Annotated in this window: 18 protein-coding genes; 7 read left to right on the forward strand and 11 right to left on the reverse strand. The window is 57.3% G+C overall.

The genetic code is table 11. From position 1 onward, the window contains the following. The first annotated feature begins 197 nt into the window (after nucleotides 1-197). Entirely contained in the window at nucleotides 198-3278 is a 3081-nt protein-coding gene (locus tag Q3H59_RS15730) for a beta-galactosidase (protein ID WP_309835752.1), read from the forward strand. Here the strand turns inward: Q3H59_RS15730 and Q3H59_RS15735 are convergent. Beyond that, a complete protein-coding gene (locus Q3H59_RS15735; protein ID WP_309835754.1) occupies nucleotides 3217-4521 on the reverse strand; it encodes a multidrug efflux MFS transporter in 1305 nt (434 codons plus the stop codon). The two genes, Q3H59_RS15730 and Q3H59_RS15735, sit on opposite strands and share 62 nt — an antisense overlap. Before the next feature lie 392 nt (nucleotides 4522-4913). On the opposite strand from Q3H59_RS15735, the gene Q3H59_RS15740 reads away from it, so the two are divergent. Further along, on the forward strand, nucleotides 4914-5165 hold the full coding sequence (locus tag Q3H59_RS15740) for a biofilm development regulator YmgB/AriR family protein (RefSeq protein ID WP_192415359.1): 252 nt from the start codon (nucleotides 4914-4916) through the stop codon (nucleotides 5163-5165). Between the two features lie 12 nt (nucleotides 5166-5177). Here the strand turns inward: Q3H59_RS15740 and Q3H59_RS15745 are convergent, their stop codons facing one another. The 3 genes from Q3H59_RS15745 to Q3H59_RS15755 form a co-directional block, all read right to left on the reverse strand. Next, nucleotides 5178-5495, reverse strand: coding sequence for a hypothetical protein (locus Q3H59_RS15745; protein ID WP_101762484.1), 318 nt, complete (start codon nucleotides 5493-5495; stop codon nucleotides 5178-5180). A gap of 171 nt (nucleotides 5496-5666) precedes the next feature. Further along, nucleotides 5667-5966, reverse strand: coding sequence for an I78 family peptidase inhibitor (locus Q3H59_RS15750; RefSeq protein WP_101762485.1), 300 nt, complete (start codon nucleotides 5964-5966; stop codon nucleotides 5667-5669). A 347-nt stretch (nucleotides 5967-6313) separates the two neighbouring features. Next, nucleotides 6314-8902: an EAL domain-containing protein gene (locus Q3H59_RS15755; protein ID WP_309835757.1), complete on the reverse strand. Its 2589-nt coding sequence runs from the start codon at nucleotides 8900-8902 to the stop codon at nucleotides 6314-6316. Between the two features lie 219 nt (nucleotides 8903-9121). Between Q3H59_RS15755 and Q3H59_RS15760 the strand changes: the two genes are divergently transcribed. Continuing rightward, nucleotides 9122-9769: a CPBP family intramembrane glutamic endopeptidase gene (locus tag Q3H59_RS15760; protein ID WP_101762487.1), complete on the forward strand. Its 648-nt coding sequence runs from the start codon at nucleotides 9122-9124 to the stop codon at nucleotides 9767-9769. A 41-nt stretch (nucleotides 9770-9810) separates the two neighbouring features. Here the strand turns inward: Q3H59_RS15760 and Q3H59_RS15765 are convergent, their stop codons facing one another. Next, complete coding sequence (locus Q3H59_RS15765) at nucleotides 9811-10542, reverse strand: SDR family oxidoreductase (protein ID WP_309835761.1); 732 nt, start codon at nucleotides 10540-10542, stop codon at nucleotides 9811-9813. 99 nt (nucleotides 10543-10641) lie between these two features. On the opposite strand from Q3H59_RS15765, the gene Q3H59_RS15770 reads away from it, so the two are divergent. After that, on the forward strand, nucleotides 10642-11022 hold the full coding sequence (locus Q3H59_RS15770) for a helix-turn-helix domain-containing protein (protein ID WP_309835764.1): 381 nt from the start codon (nucleotides 10642-10644) through the stop codon (nucleotides 11020-11022). A 33-nt stretch (nucleotides 11023-11055) separates the two neighbouring features. Here Q3H59_RS15770 and Q3H59_RS15775 read toward each other — a convergent pair whose 3' ends face one another. Further along, nucleotides 11056-11223 (reverse strand): hypothetical protein, encoded by a 168-nt coding sequence (locus Q3H59_RS15775; protein ID WP_167391189.1) that lies wholly within the window; start codon nucleotides 11221-11223, stop codon nucleotides 11056-11058. Nucleotides 11224-11435: 212 nt separating this feature from the next. Between Q3H59_RS15775 and Q3H59_RS15780 the strand changes: the two genes are divergently transcribed. Beyond that, nucleotides 11436-11606 carry a hypothetical protein gene (locus Q3H59_RS15780; RefSeq protein WP_007887091.1) on the forward strand — a complete coding sequence of 57 codons (171 nt, stop codon included), beginning with the start codon at nucleotides 11436-11438 and terminating at the stop codon, nucleotides 11604-11606. Between the two features lie 111 nt (nucleotides 11607-11717). Further along, nucleotides 11718-11951 (forward strand): hypothetical protein, encoded by a 234-nt coding sequence (locus tag Q3H59_RS15785; RefSeq protein WP_110867781.1) that lies wholly within the window; start codon nucleotides 11718-11720, stop codon nucleotides 11949-11951. 114 nt (nucleotides 11952-12065) lie between these two features. Here the strand turns inward: Q3H59_RS15785 and yniD are convergent, their stop codons facing one another. The 5 genes from yniD to Q3H59_RS15810 all read right to left on the reverse strand — a co-directional run bounded on the left by yniD (nucleotide 12066) and on the right by Q3H59_RS15810 (nucleotide 16047). Further along, nucleotides 12066-12173 carry a small membrane protein YniD gene (yniD, locus tag Q3H59_RS15790; RefSeq protein ID WP_021507251.1) on the reverse strand — a complete coding sequence of 36 codons (108 nt, stop codon included), beginning with the start codon at nucleotides 12171-12173 and terminating at the stop codon, nucleotides 12066-12068. A gap of 79 nt (nucleotides 12174-12252) precedes the next feature. Next, entirely contained in the window at nucleotides 12253-12681 is a 429-nt protein-coding gene (locus tag Q3H59_RS15795) for an OsmC family protein (protein ID WP_101762490.1), read from the reverse strand. Between the two features lie 62 nt (nucleotides 12682-12743). Further along, nucleotides 12744-13934, reverse strand: coding sequence for an FMN-dependent L-lactate dehydrogenase LldD (gene lldD / locus Q3H59_RS15800; protein ID WP_309835768.1), 1191 nt, complete (start codon nucleotides 13932-13934; stop codon nucleotides 12744-12746). Next, nucleotides 13931-14698: a transcriptional regulator LldR gene (lldR, locus tag Q3H59_RS15805; protein ID WP_101762492.1), complete on the reverse strand. Its 768-nt coding sequence runs from the start codon at nucleotides 14696-14698 to the stop codon at nucleotides 13931-13933. Before lldR ends, lldD begins: the two co-directional genes overlap by 4 nt. Nucleotides 14699-14874: 176 nt before the next feature. Then, entirely contained in the window at nucleotides 14875-16047 is a 1173-nt protein-coding gene (locus tag Q3H59_RS15810; RefSeq protein ID WP_192415367.1) for a cyanate transporter, read from the reverse strand. A gap of 87 nt (nucleotides 16048-16134) precedes the next feature. On the opposite strand from Q3H59_RS15810, the gene Q3H59_RS15815 reads away from it, so the two are divergent. Next, nucleotides 16135-16995 (forward strand): LysR family transcriptional regulator, encoded by an 861-nt coding sequence (locus Q3H59_RS15815; RefSeq protein ID WP_309835774.1) that lies wholly within the window; start codon nucleotides 16135-16137, stop codon nucleotides 16993-16995. Nucleotides 16996-17003 lie beyond the last annotated feature (8 nt).

Raw genomic sequence — 17003 nt, forward strand, 5'->3', positions numbered from 1 at the left:
AATACAGAATTCTCCGCAACCCGGCGCTATTCATCTCTGCTCACCACGCTTAACAATTTACTGGCACTAAAGCGGCAAAAACATCACACGGGCGGCCTGGATTGCTGCCAACGCGCTGCGCAAAATCGTTGTTGATCGCTTTACAGCCGGTGCAATTTCACGCAATGTGAGCGCATTACAATAAATGAGATCTCATCATGAGCTTATCTGCTGTCTCCCTGAGTGAAATTCTGGCGCGCCGTGACTGGGAAAATCCGGTGATCACCAGCCTTAATCGACTGGATGCGCATCCGCCGTTTGCCAGCTGGCGCGACGAAATCAGCGCGCGCGATGACCGCCCTTCGCCTTCGCGCCAGCTATTGAACGGCCAATGGAGCTTCAGCTACTTCACGCAGCCGGAAGCGGTACCGCAAAGCTGGCTGCTGCAGGATTTGCCTGGCGCAAATGCGCTGCCGGTGCCCGCAAACTGGCAGCTGCACGGCTTTGACGCGCCAATTTATACCAACGTGCAGTATCCAATTCCGGTAACGCCACCTTTGGTGCCGCAACAGAATCCTACTGGATGCTACTCGCTCACATTCAAAGTGGATGCTAGCTGGCTGCAACAGGGCCAGACGCGCATTATCTTCGACGGCGTAAATTCGGCCTTCTTCCTGTGGTGTAACCGCCAGTGGATCGGCTATTCGCAGGACAGCCGCCTGCCCGCCGAGTTTGATCTCACTCACGCTTTGCAGCCCGGCCAGAACCGCTTAGCCGTGATGGTGCTGCGCTGGTGCGATGGCAGCTATCTGGAAGATCAGGATATGTGGCGCATGAGCGGCATCTTCCGTGATGTCAGCTTGCTGCATAAGCCGGAGACGCAGCTGGCCGATGTGCAGATTGAAACCGCGCTGAGCCCGGAATACCTGCGCGGCGATCTGCGTGTCAGCGTCAAGATCCACGCCGGCGATCGTCAGCCCGCGCAGTGCCGTTTGCGCGTCAGTTTGTGGCGCGGCGACAGCTGCATTGGCGAGCAGGAACAGGCCCTCGGCAGTGCGATTATCGACGAGCGCGGACATTATCCCGAACGCGCTTTGCTGATTTTGCCGGTCAACCAGCCGCTGCTGTGGAGCGCCGAAACGCCGCATCTCTATCGCGCGGTGGTGACGCTGCTGGATGAAAACGGTGCCGTGCTCGAAGCCGAAGCTTACGACGTCGGTTTCCGTCGCGTCAGCATTGAACAGGGCCAATTGTGCCTCAACGGCAAGCCGCTGCTGATTCGTGGTGTGAACCGCCATGAACATCACCCGGAAAACGGTCAGGTGGTGGATGAAGCCAGCATGCGCCGCGACATCGAGTTGATGAAGCGCCACAACTTTAACGCGGTACGCTGCGCGCACTATCCTAATCATCCGCTGTGGTATCGCCTGTGCGATCAATACGGTTTGTATGTGGTGGATGAGGCGAATATCGAAACGCACGGTATGCAGCCCATGAATCGCCTCTCCAGCGATCCGCGCTGGTTCGCCGCCTACAGCGAGCGCGTCACGCGCATGGTGCAGCGCGACCGCAATCATGCCTGCATTATTATCTGGTCGCTGGGCAACGAATCAGGTCACGGCAGCACGCACGATGCGCTCTATCACTGGGTGAAAAGCAGCGATCCGACGCGTCCGGTGCAGTACGAAGGCGGCGGCGCCAACACCGCCGCCACCGATATCGTCTGCCCGATGTACGCGCGCGTCGATCAGGATCAGCCTTTTCCGGCGGTGCCAAAGTGGTCGCTGAAAAAGTGGATTGGTCTGCCGGGCGAGACGCGGCCATTGATTCTGTGTGAATACGCCCACGCGATGGGCAACAGCTTTGGCGGTTTCGCTAAATACTGGCAAGCCTTCCGCCAGTTCCCGCGCTTGCAGGGCGGCTTTGTCTGGGATTGGGTCGATCAAAGCCTGACGCGCTACGACGGCAACGGTGAAGCCTGGCAAGCCTACGGCGGGGATTTTGGCGATACGCCGAACGATCGCCAGTTCTGCATGAACGGGCTGGTTTTTGCCGACCGCTCACCGCATCCGGCGCTGTTTGAAGCCCAGCGCGCGCAGCAGTTCTTCCAGTTTCAGCGGGACGCTAACGAGCCGTATCGCTTTACCGTCAGCAGCGAATATCTGTTCCGCCGCAGCGATAACGAAGTGCTGCGCTGGTCAATCGAGCAGGATGGCGTTGCCATCGCCAGCGGTGAATTGCCGCTCGATCTCGCCGCTCAAGGCAGCCAGACCTTTACGCTGCCCGCCAGTGAAGATTTGCAGGGCAACGCGTGGCTGAATCTGGCGGTGCATCAAATCAACGCCACGCCGTGGTCCGAAGCGGATGCGCGCGTCGCCTGGGATCAGTGGCCGCTGCCCGCTGCGCTGCCAGTGCGCGTTGCAGAGCTCGGTGCCACCGCGCCGGAACTGATTGCTAATCACGATCTGGTGGCGGTAGTTGTGCCGCAGCAGCGCTGGCACTTCTCGCGCCGCAGCGGCGAGCTGATGCAATGGTTTGTCGATGATGAAGAAACGCTGCTCACGCCGCTGCAGGAGTGCTTTATTCGTGCACCGATTGATAACGATATCGGCACCAGCGAAGCTGCCAATGTTGATCCCAATGCGTGGGTCGAGCGCTGGAAACGTGCGGGCTACGATGAGTTGCAAGCGGTGCTGGTGGATATGCAGGTCGATAGCCTGAAACACAGCGTGCTGATTGAAACCTGGCATCAGTGGCTGGCCAACGGTCAGCTGGCTTTCACCAGCCACAAACGCTATCAAATTAATGCTAACGGTGAGTTGTCCATTAGCGTCAATGTGGAACAGGCGCCCGGTCTGCCGGCGCCGGCACGCATCGGGCTGCGCTGCCAACTGGCGAAGTCGCCGCAGCAGGTGAGCTGGCTCGGTTTAGGCCCGCACGAGAACTATCCGGATCGCCAACTGGCGGCGCAGTTCTCGCGCTGGCAGCTGCCGCTGGCAGCGCTCAGCACCGCGTATGTGTTCCCCGGTGAAAATGGTTTGCGCTGCGGCACGCGTCAGTTACAGAGCAATGGCTTGCAGGTGAGCGGCGACTTCGCCTTTTCGCTCAGTCGCTTCAGCCTTGAACAGCTGCGTGCCACCTCGCATCGCCACTTATTGCAGCAAGAGGATGGCTGCTGGCTGCACCTCGATGGCTTCCACATGGGCGTCGGCGGTGATGATTCATGGAGCCCCAGCGTTAGCCCGGAGTTTTTGCTTTCTCAGCAGCGCTGGCACTACGCGCTGACGTTGCGTCAGTAGATTTTTCTGCGGTTTCACGCTGGCTCAAAGGTGGAGTCAGCGTGGTTTTCGGCCGACGATAAAAGCGGCGCAGGAAGATCACGTTAACCATCACCACCATAGCCGTGGCGAAGAACACCCAGCGATAGCCGGTTGCCGCCGATACCGCCGCGCCCAGCAGCGGACCCGCCACGTTACCCAAGTACATAAACGATTGGTTGTAGCCGAAAATGCGCCCGGTGACGTTATCGCGTGAATGCCGCACCAGCAGCGTTTGCACCGCCGGCATCATGGCACCATCGGCAAACCCCAACAGGAAACGCAACACGCCCAACTGCGTCGCGCTGGTGACGAACGACATCGCCACCAGCAGCAATAATGAAACCATCATAGTGGCGAGCAGAATGCGTTGCGTGCCAATACGATCGCCGAGTTTACCCAGCCGTGGCGCGGAGATCAGCGCCGATACGCCCGGCAGCGCGGCGATCACCCCGCTGAGAAACGCGATGTTCTGCGCATTCGGTGCCAGCTCGCGCACGAACAGCGTCAGGATTGGGTTCACCGAGCCGTTGCACATCTGAATCACCATGGTGGTGAAGAACAGGCAGATCATTAAGCGCGGATTATCGAGGGTACGAAACACGTCGCGCCCGCTCAGCTTGTCCTGCTTGCTAACCGGCGTATAACCGGTCTCTTTTATCAGAAATAAGGTGACGAGAAAGCTCACCATCAGCAGCACGGCGGTGACGATAAACACCATGCGTAAACCGAGCCAGTCCGCCAGCAAACCGCCAATCATCGGCCCGAGAATGATGCCGCTGATCTGCCCGGTGGAAACACAGCTGAGCGCCCAGCCGCTGCGCTCGCGCGGCACCTGCGCCGCCACCAGCGCCATCGCATTGGGAATGTAGCCGGACGTAAGGCCCATCAGCGCGCGCAGCAGCAACAGCTGCCACGCCTGAGTGACAAACGCCTGCAGCAGAATCACCGCGCCCATGCCGAAAGAGGCGCGCAGCAGCATTAGCTTGCGCCCTTTACGGTCAGCAAGGCTGCCCCACAACGGCGCGACGGCGGCAGAAACAATGAAGGTGACGCTGAAAGTGAGCCCAGACCAAATGCTGAGCGCGTTACCGCCACGAATCCCGAGTTCTTCCACATACAGCGGCAGGAAGGGAATGATCTGACTGATAGCAAGGCCGGTAAAAAAGCAGCCTAACCAAACGGATATCAGATTAACTTTCCAGGACTCGATGGAGCGTAACATGGGCGTGGGCATCAGCAGAATGAAACGAGAGTTCAGTCTAACAATCTCATAACATTACCGGACGGCAAAACATGGCATGGGCGAAAAAACGCAGTTTTACACTGTCGAGCGTGATTTTGCTCACAGCAAATCATGTCTGAAAGCCGTTTTTTAGTGTCTTTATGTGCTGAAACCCAGCCTGCCGCAAGATAAGCGCATCGCAATGGCAGGCAAACGTGAAAAAATATGTCTACACGTTACTGACAATATTCCACACCGCATCTATGTTTAAAAAACCACCAGTTATCACTGGCGACGCGCTGTCTGTTCTGGACAGTCCGCATGATTAAACCCAATTTCCCCATGCTGCCATTATCCGGCGGTGGGCATCGTTGTCTCTGCGGAGGTCAGCTATGAGAACCCAGCCAAACAGCGCCAGTCGGGCGATTACCGACTATTTTAATAGCCCAGCCTGGCATGCACCGCATGAGAGCGACCTGTTAGCGGCGATCATGCGCGAACTGATGGATGACGGACAGCCTGCCACCAGCAAAGCGATTATTGCGCGCGTGATTGATAAGCTGGAATTTGAAGGGGATGAACAGCAGCTGCAGAGCTACCGCAACTTACTGGCAAAACTGCTGGAATCGGGGCCGCAGAAATAGCGGCCCACGCCACTATTTTACCGCACGCAGATGGTCGGCTTCGCTGACAAATGCCTTGCCGCTTTGACGCTGGTACAGGCAGAGTTCGCGTCCGACCTGATTTTTCATGTGCTTTTGCGGATAGCGACCTTCCAGCAGCAGCGCATCAAAGCCCACGCTGTCATCATACTGAATCGGCTTACCCACCACTTTCGCTGTCTTCAGGCCGCTGGCCTTGAGACAGCTTTGCTGCATATTTTTGTCGTTCTGCTGCCATGCGGCTTCGCTCGACGCCTGCGCCAGCGGACTCAACAACAGCGTTAACAGCAGCAATTTTCCACGCGTTCTCATCATCACTCCTCCATCAGCCTTGCAGGCCGAAAGATAAAAAAATTCCCGCCGCAGCGGGAAGAAATAAGACGAACATTGCATATTCGAGAGTGACGAGGAAATCTCCGTAGTGCGCAGTTATCCTCGCCCGGCGCTGTGACAGCCAGATGACAATGCAATGTCGTTTTTTTGTTATCCGCAGTACACCCGGGAAATTTTACCGCTTTGATCCGCCGCGAAATTTATCCGACGCAGATTGAAATCCATCGTTACCGCTGAATTCCACGGAATAGCACGCACGGGCACCGCGAAGCGTTTGTTGTCGAGCGTCGATAATGGCTGACCAACGTAGTTTTGGTATTGCGATGCGCCGCACTGATCGGTTTCCGGATCGTGGCTGGCAGCCGCGCTGGCGTCAGGTTTGCTGGCTGACTGGCACGCGGTCAGGGCAAAAAAGGCCGTTACCAGTAGCGCTTTTCCATAATGGGTCACAAGTTTCTCCTCCTGGATAAATAGACAACCGGTTTTTGAGAGTAGCAAAGCGTGACCGTGAAACGGAAATTTTTACAGCAGATTGGTCGCACTAATCAGCTCAAAAGGGCGATCTTCTTCTCAAAAGTTAGGATTAATCGCACGCACTGTCTAAAAATCAATCCGCCAGCCACTACAATTAACTAAGAATTTTCTTAGCGAGGAGGCAATGATGGAACTGGTGATTTTTGTTGGCTTCGCCGCTCTGATGACGTTTGTTGCGATCAGAGTGCGTTAAAAAGCCGCGCACATTTCGTAGCGGCGCGATTTATCACGCAATGCATTGCGCCGCTACAATGTGTGCAAAATCAATTGACGGTTTCCTCTTCCTGTAACCGCGCATTGAAGGCTGCCAGCGACATGGGTCGGCCAAGGACATATCCCTGCCCTTCTTCACACGACAGCGCTTTCAGCGCCTTTAGCTGTGCTTCGGTTTCAATCCCTTCAGCGGTAATGGTCAGCGCAAACGCGCGCGCCAGGCCGACAATCCCCGCCACCACCGATTGCGCCTGCTGCGATTCCGGGAACTCCTTCATCCATGAACGATCAATCTTCAAGCCGTTGAATGGGAAGGTTTTCAGATAGCCCAACGCCGCATAGCCGGTACCAAAATCATCCACCGTCAGCCGCACGCCGAGCGCGCGCAGGCCTTGCATGATCTCCAATGCGCGATCCGGATTCTCAAAAGTGACGTTTTCGGTGATCTCCAGCTCCAGCCGTGTGGCCGGTAATCCACTCACCTCCAGCGCATGCGCCACGCGCTGCACCAGATCGTTATTACGAAACTCCACCGGCGAAATATTCACGGAAACATAGCGCTGTTCGCCCCAGTCGCGGGCGTCCACGCATGCGCGCATCAGCACCCAATCGCTGATCGCAGCGATCAGGCCGTTCTCTTCCGCTAACGGAATAAAGCGATCGGGTGTGATCCATTGGTCGTCGGCTATCTGCCAGCGAATCAGCGCTTCAGCGCCAGCCAGCTGCCCGCTTTGCAGCTGATAGCGCGGCTGGTAATGCAGCGTGAAGGCGTGATTGTGCAGCGCGCCTTCAATCGCCTGCACCATGTCGCGTTTTGACTGCAGATGGTTCGCCATATCGGTGGAGTACCAAACCCACCGATCGCGTCCGGCACTGCGCGCCTGAGCCAGCGCAATATCGGCCAGGCGTAACAGCGCTTCCGGCTGAGCCGCATCCTGCGGTGCTGATACAATGCCCATGCTGGCGGTGAGGCTGATTTGATGCGATCCGCTGATGATCGGTTGATGCACCATGCGCTGCAGCGCACGACAGCGATATTCCACACCCGCCCGCGTGCTTTCGCGCAGCAGCAAAATAAAGGCATCGCCGCCGAGCCGGGCCGCCAGTTCATTCGGCGCCAGCAAGCTTTTCAGCCGTGTCGAGATCTCATTCAAAACGTCATCACCGACCGCGTGGCCCCACGTGTCGTTGATCGGTTTGAACTGATCGAGATCGAAACTGATGACAAATAGCGGATCATCCGCGCTGACGCACTCCAGATACGCGGTTAAATACTCCTGCAGCTGCATGCGGTTCGCGAGGCCGGTCAGCATGTCATGACGTGACAGAAACTGAATGCGCGCTTCGGCGTCCACTTCATGAGTGATATCCGACACCGTGCCGCGAAAACCCGAGCGCAAGCCATTACGCCGAATGGCTTTCGCCATTAACTGCCCAATGCGGCGCTCGCCGTTGGCCGACATAAACTGGCAGCGCAGCGGCACATGTTTCACCTCTTCGCCTTGACGTATCAGCCAGGAGACCAGCGAATGGCTGGGATGGCTCAGCAGTTGATCGAGCGGACGTCCAATCCAGCTTTTCACTTCATGGCCGGTCACCGCAGCAAAGCGCGACGAGAGATAACAGAGGCGGCCCTGTGCGTCGACTTCCCAAATCCAGTCCGACGCGGCTTCCGCCAGATCGCGAAAACGCTCTTCGCTGTTGGCCAACTCACGCTGACTGATCGCCAGCATTTCAAAGCGACGATCGGAGATCACCGCGTTGTGCAGTGCATGCCGCAGCACGCGACGCGTCACCAGCGCCACCGCCAGCGCGGTGAACAGCAGCAGCGGCATCATCAGCCACATCACACCGAAGCCGGGATTTTTCGGCTGCCAGCGCAGCACCAGGGGTTCGCCCTGCAGCACCGGCTCCACCAGCCGTGGCTCAAACCGCGCATCGTTTAAATCGCTAGCGATGCGCGGTTCAATCACATTCAGGGCTTTGCCCAGCGTTTGCAATTTTTGTGGCGTGAAAGTGTTAACGAACACCATGACCGAAGCGGGGCCGGGCATCGTCGGCAAATCCTGTCCTTTGCCCGGCGTAATCGGCGCGGCCACGACAATCGCCGGGTTACTCTCCACCAGCGCATTGCCTGCAACGGCGTCATGCCGTGAGCGCGCCGCGCTTAGCAGTACGTTGCTTTGTGCGCCTAACAAGCTCTCAATCGAAGCATCCGATAATTCACCGTTAATCACCGCATAGCGGGTTTTCCCATTGCCATCGACCACGAACACGCCGTCGTAGTGATACTCCTTGTAAAGCCCCGGACCAAAGTTCTCTTCGTCCCACGCCCAAACCTTATTGACCGTCAGATGCAGGTTCTTCCAGCCTTCGCCCCAGTTAGCATAATCGCGCGCATCGACGAGCATCTGTTGCTGCTGTTGCTGCCACGCCTGACGCATCAGATTGGCATCCTGCTGGATTGAGTCGATGTTTTGTCGATGGGCGATAACTAACACCATCACCACAGAAAGAAGTAGCACGCCAAACAGCAGCGAGGATAAGGTGCGCAGACTGCGCCGCGTCAGCCTTACCGTGTGTGCTTCCATATTGGTCCTGGCGGCCAGTGCCGTGTGCCGGTGAAACTCAGAATTCATGCGCATTGCTCGTAGAATACAGGCAGCAAAAAAAGGCGGATGACAACGCAGACTGCGCACATCTCCACCCTGTAAGGGTTTGATCGGTTATCGGCCCCGAGCGCCGCAGATTTAGTCTTGTTGGTGGAATATTTGAGCAGCGCAAATGTGCAGCACGCCACCTCGACAGGGATGATCGGCGTTGCTACTATGCGCTCTCCTCTGCTCGCTGAGTCGCCTATGGACACCCAATCCGACAAAGTTACGTTAACGCTGTTCTACGTGGGTAGCTTTGTGGTCTATTACCTTGTGACCATGCTGGTTACGCTGTTTCCCAATTACGGGATGCTGCGTACCAACGGCTTGCTGATGCCGGTGCTTTGCCTGGTGGAGTTTGCGGTGATTTATCCGCTGTACCGTTTTTACTGTCAGCGTCGCAGCGACATTCCGCTGGGCTTTGTGCGGCCGATGCAGGCGCTGCTGTTTATTGGTTTACTGTTTGCTTTGATGGTGGCGCAGACGCAGTTTCTGCAACCCGAAGGCTGGCTGATTGCGCAATCGCAGCAGGGACGCAGCTCGATGTTGATTCTGCTGCTCACCGCCGTGCTGCTGGCGCCGGTGTTTGAAGAAGTGCTGTTCCGGGGATTTTTACTGCAAGGTTTTCTGTTGTGGGCGCCGAGAAGCCGTTTTGCCTGCATGCTGCTCACCTCCCTGCTGTTCGCCGCGATGCATACCCAATATGTGCACTGGGAAACGCTGGTTGCCTTAACGCTGTTTTCCATGCTGCTGTGCTACGCGCGCCTGCGCAGCAACAGCCTGGCGCTACCGATTTTCCTGCACACGCTGAACAATTTAATCGCTATCCTGCCCGCCTGGTATTTCGCCTGAGCAAAGCAAAACAGCCATCCTAAGATGGCTATGTATGATGCTTACACCTGTGTCAAACCGCCATCCACACAGATTTCTGCGCCCGCGATGTAACTGCTCTCGTCACTGGCGAGGAACAGCGCGACGTTGGCCACCTCTTCGGGCTTGCCCATTCTGCTGAGCGGAATAGTGCTGGTGATGCCGTTGCGCACCTCTTCAGAAGCCGCCCGCATCATATCGGTATCGATCGGGCCGGGCGCCACCACGTTAATGCGGATGCCGCGCGCAGAGAGCTCGCGCGTCCAGGTACGGGCAAAAGATCGCAGTGCGGCTTTACTGGCGCTGTAAACGCCGTAACCTTCGGTGCCAATCACATCGGCAATCGAACCAATCAATACCACGCTGGCGCCGGGCTTCAGCAGCGGCAACGCGGCCTGCAGAGCAAACACCGGCGAGCGCACATTGAGGCCGAAGATGTGATCAAAATGCTCAGCGCTAATCTCATCGATGGTGGCGTACTCCGCCATCCCAGCGTTGATCACCAACACATCCAGCTGGCCGGATTCACGCGTGATCGTTTCAATAATGCGCGTCAATTCACTCTGCTGGCTCACATCGGCACGCAGCGGATGCGCGTTGCCGCTGATGCTGCTGCTGGCGGTCTGTAACTCCTCGTCACGGCGCGAGGTAAACCAGGTGGTAGCGCCCTCACTGGCAAAACGCTGGCTGATTGCCAGACCAATTCCTTTTGCGCCGCCCAGTACCACTGCCACTCTGTTATCCAGTCTGCTCATCTGCTCTCTCCTGTTTGGGTAGAAAGCTGATGGTATATATTTTATACTTAATAACAATTACGCACTTCATTTATACCAGATATCGCGGAGTATATCGCCATGGCAGAGATCGACGGTAGCAGCTTGAGAGATGTAGGAAAAACCCGGCCGGTGCTGGAGCACATCACCAATAAATGGTCGATTTTAATTCTCACCGTGCTTTGTACTAAGCCGTCGCGTTTTAACGAGATTCGTCGTCGGCTGGATGGCATCACTCACAAAGCGTTGGCGGATGCGTTAAAGCGGCTGGAGCGTAATGGGCTTGTGAATCGCGAAGTGCTGAACACCGCGCCGATCGGTGTGGAATATAGCCTGACGCCGCTGGCACAGACGCTGCAACAACCGTTTGTCGCGTTGTATGACTGGGCGCTGGAGCACGGTCCATCACTGGAACGCGCGCAGGAAGAGTACGACCGCACCCACACGGATGAGATCGCCTAGGGCCGCCATTCATGGCGACCGCTGGCACAAAAATTACTCTTTTTCCGCTTCGAAATGGTTTTTGAACTGTTCGTAGATTGAAATCATGTTGGAAGCATCACCGTGCAGCGGGCTCAGTTTTCCCGCGCGCACCAGTTCAATCACCAGTTGCAAGGCGGCTTGTTTTGGGCTGCTGGCTGGTTGGGCAATTTCGTTCGACATGTTAACTCACTCATCGTTTTTATCAGGGCCGCATAGTTTAGCCCAGATTGAGCTACGGTTGCGCACTGCGATACGTATAATCTTGCGAGCCGGACAAGAAAGCCGCTCAGGGTGATAATTGACTCTCAACTCGTTTAGCTATACTGGATCAAAAAAGGGAACGACCAGCCACACATTCCGTACCAGCGAGAAGGTGTTAAAGGAGTCTGATTATGCTGATTGGTTTTGTTTTATTAGTGAGCGCATGTGGGCATGATGCCTGTGATGCCTTACCGGTTTCGGAGCGTATCTATCCGACCAAAGTGGCCTGTGAGCAGATGGCCGATCGCATCCATAAAGTGCGGCCAAATGTGGTCTTACTTTGTGGCGAAGTGCACCGTTAATTCGGTGCCAGCTTGATTAAAGTTGCGCAAATAGTAGCCAAACGGCATTGCAAGAATGGGTTGTAGCGTTCAAAATATAAGCTGCTTTTCACTATCATCGTTGTGAATCCAATGAAAACATCTCGCCCCCGTCGTCCAAACGGACGCTGGGTTTATTACATTTTGTATGATGGCATTCTCTGGCCCTGCCCCGTACGTTGGGAATGGGAAAGCGGCTTCGGCGGCTGGCTGCCATTCTATTTCTCGCCCACGTTTGAGTTCGTGGCGGGCGATCCACGCAAGGCGTATCGCATTGCGCGCAGCAGTGCGCGTAACGTACGCCAGACAGACGGTGAGTACGCCTGATTGATTAGCCAATCTGCCATGGGAACCATGACGCCGTGAGCAGGTAGTGCAGTAACTCCAGCACCAAAATCACCATCACCAACACGCCAAGCTTGTGGCTGCTGATCCACTCTTTCATCCCCATATCATCGCTGCCCAGCGAATCAGCATCAACGCCCCGCAGATGCACAACAGCACCACGATCATTTTCCAGTGTTTGGTTGCAGCCAGTTTTTTTGCCACGCATCCTCCAGACGACAGAAAGCAACGGTGCGCCCTAAGGCGCACCGTTGATTCTAACGCTGGTCACCCATTTGGGCGATTATTTATTCAGCGTGTAGTCGAGCGTGATTTCAGCATTCAGTACCTGAGAAACCGGGCAGCCCGCTTTGGCTTTCTGGATAATCTCATCAAACTTCGCGTCATCAATGCCCGGTAAGACGATGGCGCTGGTCAGCGCGATTTTGGTGATGGCAAAACCGTCACCCTTTTTATCCAGCGACACATCCGCGGTGGTATCAATGCTTGTTGGCGGATGCCCTTCATTGCCCAACATCAATGACAACGCCATTGAGAAGCAAGCAGCGTGCGCAGCACCAATCAGCTCTTCCGGGTTAGTGCCCTTCTGGCCTTCAAAACGGGTATTGAAACCGTACGGTTGATTGCTCAACACGCCGCTTTCGGTACTTACCGTACCTTTGCCTTTAATGTCGCCTTCCCAATGGGCCGATCCTTTCTTATGAATGGTCATGTCATTCCTCCTGTTGTGTTCGACAGCTATTGAGTATAGACAACATGACTCATTCTGCTGGATTAGCTCACCGCGCGTGGACGCGCCGGACTCAAGCCCGCCTCGCTCAACAGCGCGTTAGCCTGCACCAGCGAAGCCTGCGTAATCTCTTTGATCGATTTCGCGCCGGTCAGCGTCATCGCCACTTTCATCTCTTTCTCAATCAGGTTGAGCAGATTTTCAACGCCGCGCTGACCGTGCGTTGCCAGCGCATAGACAAATGCGCGTCCCAGCAGCACGCTGTCGGCACCGAGGGCGATCATCCGCACCACATCCAACCCGCTGCGAATCCCGCTGTCGGCGAGAAGGGTAATATCACCTTTCACCGCATCGGCAATGGCCGGCAACGCGCGCGCCGACGACAGCACGCCGTCCAGCTGACGCCCGCCGTGATTCGACACCACAATGCCATCGGCACCAAATCGCACCGCATCGCGCGCATCTTCCGCGTCGAGAATGCCTTTAATCACCATCGGGCCATCCCAGAATTCACGAATCCACTCCAGATCTTTCCAGGAAATCGACGGATCGAAATTGTTCGCCAGCCAGCCGATGTAATCTTCCAGCCCGGTCGGTTTGCCGAGATAGGTAGAGATATTGCCGAGATCGTGCGGACGGCCATGTAAACCAACGTCCCACGCCCATTGCGGATGGGTTGCCGCCTGCCAGTATCGACGCAGCGGCGCATTGGGGCCGCTCATGCCGGAGTGCACATCACGATAGCGTGCGCCCGGCGTCGGCATATCGACAGTGAACACCAGCGTGGTACAGCCGGCGGCTTTGGCGCGCTCCAGCGCGTTGCGCATAAAGCCGCGATCGCGCAGCACATAGAGCTGGAACCACATCGGACGATTAATGGCCGGCGCCACTTCTTCGATGGGGCAAACCGACACGGTTGAGAGCGTAAACGGAATCCCTTTCAGCGCCGCCGCGCGCGCCGCCTGCACTTCACCGCGGCGCGCATACATGCCACACAAGCCGACCGGCGCCAGCGCCAGCGGCATCGACAGGGTTTCGTTGAACAGCTTGGTTTCGAGGCTCAACTCCGACATGTTTTTCAGCACGCGCTGGCGCAGCGCCACGTCGGAGAGATCGGCGACATTGCGCTTCAGCGTGTGCTCGGCGTAAGCGCCGCCATCCAGATAGTGAAACAAGAACGGTGGCAAGATGCGTTGCGCCGCGGCGCGATAGTCACTGGCAGCAGAAATGATCATCCGTTATTTTCCTTGTGCTGAGGTTGGTGGCCCGGCAGACGCGTAATACGCGCCTGGCGCGCCTCATCTTCATGCAGGGTTTTCATAGTGGTGTGAACAAAGCCGAGATGATCCATCGCCGCCTGGCGCGCCGTTTCCGCATCACCGGCCATCACCGCATCAAACATCGCCTGATGCTGTTCGTTAAGACGATTAAAAATCACCGGATGGGTATACATGCGCTGACGGCTGTGCAGCACCGAGGATTGCAACAGATCGAAAAAGCCGCGCATGGTCTGCAGCAGCACCACATTGTGCGAGGCTTCGGCGATGGCGAGATGAAAACGCAGATCGGCCTGCGCCGCGAGATCGGCATCGTCGCTCTGCTTAATCTTCAGCAGCGCATCAAAGGCGTAAGCCAGCCGCTCTTTATCGGCTTCGGTGGCGCGCAACGCCGCATGCCACGCCGTGCTGGCCTCTATTGCGTGACGCGCTTCAAGGATGTCGTAGCGATAATCGGGATCTTCAGCCAGCAGTTGGCGAATCGGCTCTACGATGCGCTGTTCCGACCACGGTTGCTGCGGCTGACGTAGCCAGGTGCCGCCACCGCGTTTACTGATCAACACGCCGCTGCTGATCAGTTGCTGGATCGCCTCGCGCAGTGACGATCGCGATGAACCGAACTCGGCCGCCAGCGCGCGTTCGGACGGCAGCCGCATGCCCGGCTCCAGCTGATGCTCGGTAATCCAGGCGCAGAGCCGCGCCCGCAGCGTATTTTCGGTCATCGCATTATCCTGAGAAAGGCTCCCCCACCATGCTGCATTGGTAGGACCAAAATGCAGCGTGGCGGGCTTAATGGAGGAGAATGGTTAATGCTTTGTTACTTCGATGCAACGAAACAGGCGGGATTTTTCAGGTTATGTGACGACGCGGCCACATTTGAATCTTTTGGTAGGACCAATTACGCCGCAGTCCGGCCAAAGGCCCGACCATAACTGCGCGGATGAAAGCGCAGGTTCAGCAAAATCAGCCCGACCGTCACCGCCGCCTGCATCAGCCAGACGCTGGAAAAACTGTGGGTTAATGCCTGCAGCTGACCGCCGATAAACGGCATGCAGCCGGCGATGATAAAGCCCGCGCCCTGCATAAACGCCACCAGCCGTGCACCGGCCTGCGGATGCGGCAGGTGATCAAGCGCCAGCACCATCGCCAGCGGGAATGCCGCGCCCAGTCCAAATCCGGCAATCGCCGCCCACAGCCACGGCGCGAACAGTGGAGCAAACAGAAAGCCGCTCATGCCGATCAGCTGACAAACCAGGCTGATAATCAGCTGCGGACGGCGATCCGCCTTACGCGCCAGCAGCGGCATCAACAGCGCACCCGCAACCTGACACAGAATCATTGCGCCGAGCAGCGATCCGCCGGCCTGCGCCGACCAGCCAAGATGATGATAGGCATCCGGTAGCCACGCAACACAGGTAGCGTAACCACCGTTCACCAGTCCAAAACTGATTGCCAGCGTCCAGGCGCGCGGCGTGCGCCACAGCGACGGCAGCGCAACGTTTTCCGTACTGGCGACGGTTGGCACCCGCACATATAACCACAATCCAATCGCCAGCAGCACCGGCAGCGCCCAGCCGCTCAGCGCCAGCGGCTCGCCCAAATGATCGCTGAGCCACGGCGATAACGCCGCTCCTAAACCGCCGCCGCCCATCAGCGCACCGGCCCACAATCCGGTGACCGGCGCGCTGCGCTGTGCAAAGCGCTGACGAATCAGGCCCGGCATCGCCATCTGTACCACGCCCACGCCAAGGCCGCCAAACAGCGCGCTGATTACCAGCCAACTGCCGTCGTGGATCACGCCACGCGCCGCCAGCGCCAGCAGCAGCAGCGTCAATCCGGCCAGCAGCAAGCGTTGCAGCGGCACGCGCTGCATCAGCGAAGCGCTCAGTAGCGCGACCGCGCCCATCATCACCATCGGTACCGCAGGCAGCAGCGAAGCCGCCAGTGAAGAGAGGCCCATCATCTGCCGAAGCTGGCCGAGTAATGGACTAAGAGAAGTGAGTAACGGTCGCATATTCAGCCCAGCCAATACCAAAGCGGCGAGCGTTAATCCGTTGAAATGTCGATTCATACACAATCCAGCTGCAAAGAGGTTGTCAGCATCGCAGCAGTTGTTACTATTTGGAAATGAAATAACACCATAGTGATCAGTGGAAAAATGAATCGTCAACCGATGTTCACCCCGCAGCAACTGCTGAGTTTTGTCGCGGTGTGCGAAACCGCCAGCTTCACCCGCGCCGCCGATCGCGTGCATCTGTCGCAATCCACCGTGAGCCAGCAGGTGCGTCGGCTGGAAGAGATGATCGGTAAACCGCTGTTGCAGCGCACGTCGCATCAGGTGGCGCTCACCGAAGAGGGCGAAAAGCTGCTGGGCTATGCGCGCCGCATCATCGCGCTAAACGGCGAAGCGCACGACGTGCTGAGCGATAAATGGCGCGACGGCGTGCTGCGCCTTGGCGTGCCGGAAGATTTCGCCGCGCCGACCGCCGGTTTGCTGGCGGAGTTCAGCCGCGATCATCCGCAACTGCGCCTTGATGTGATGAGCGGCATGTATGTCGATTTGCATCGCGCCTGGCAGCGTGAGGAGCTGGATATCATGCTGATCAAACAGCCGGGCGGTGAACGTCCGCTGGCTGCGCGCCCCGAGCCGCTGCTATGGCTGGACAGCGCCGCACATCCCTGCTTTGAGCAAACGCCGGTGCCGCTGGTGGTGTTCCCGCAGCTCGGTTTATATCGCGAGGAGATGGCGCAAACGCTGGATAGCCTCGGCCGCAGCTGGCGCATCAGCTACAGCAGCGCCAGTTTGGTGGCGCTCGCCAGCGCCAGCGCCGCCGGATTGGGCTTAACGCTGCTGCCCGCCAGCTGCCGCTTGCCTGAGCATCGCGTATTAGGGGAAGCCCATGGTTTACCCACCATCAACCATTTTGAACTGGCGCTATTTTGCCGTGCGCCGCAGGACGAACTGCAGCAGACGCTGGCCGCCGCGCTGGTGACCTTTTGTCAGCTGCAGTGGCAGTGATTTTTCCA

Origin of the sequence: Pantoea sp. SORGH_AS_0659 (assembly GCF_031453915.1) — a bacterium.
Classification (GTDB): Bacteria; Pseudomonadota; Gammaproteobacteria; order Enterobacterales; family Enterobacteriaceae; genus Pantoea; species Pantoea leporis.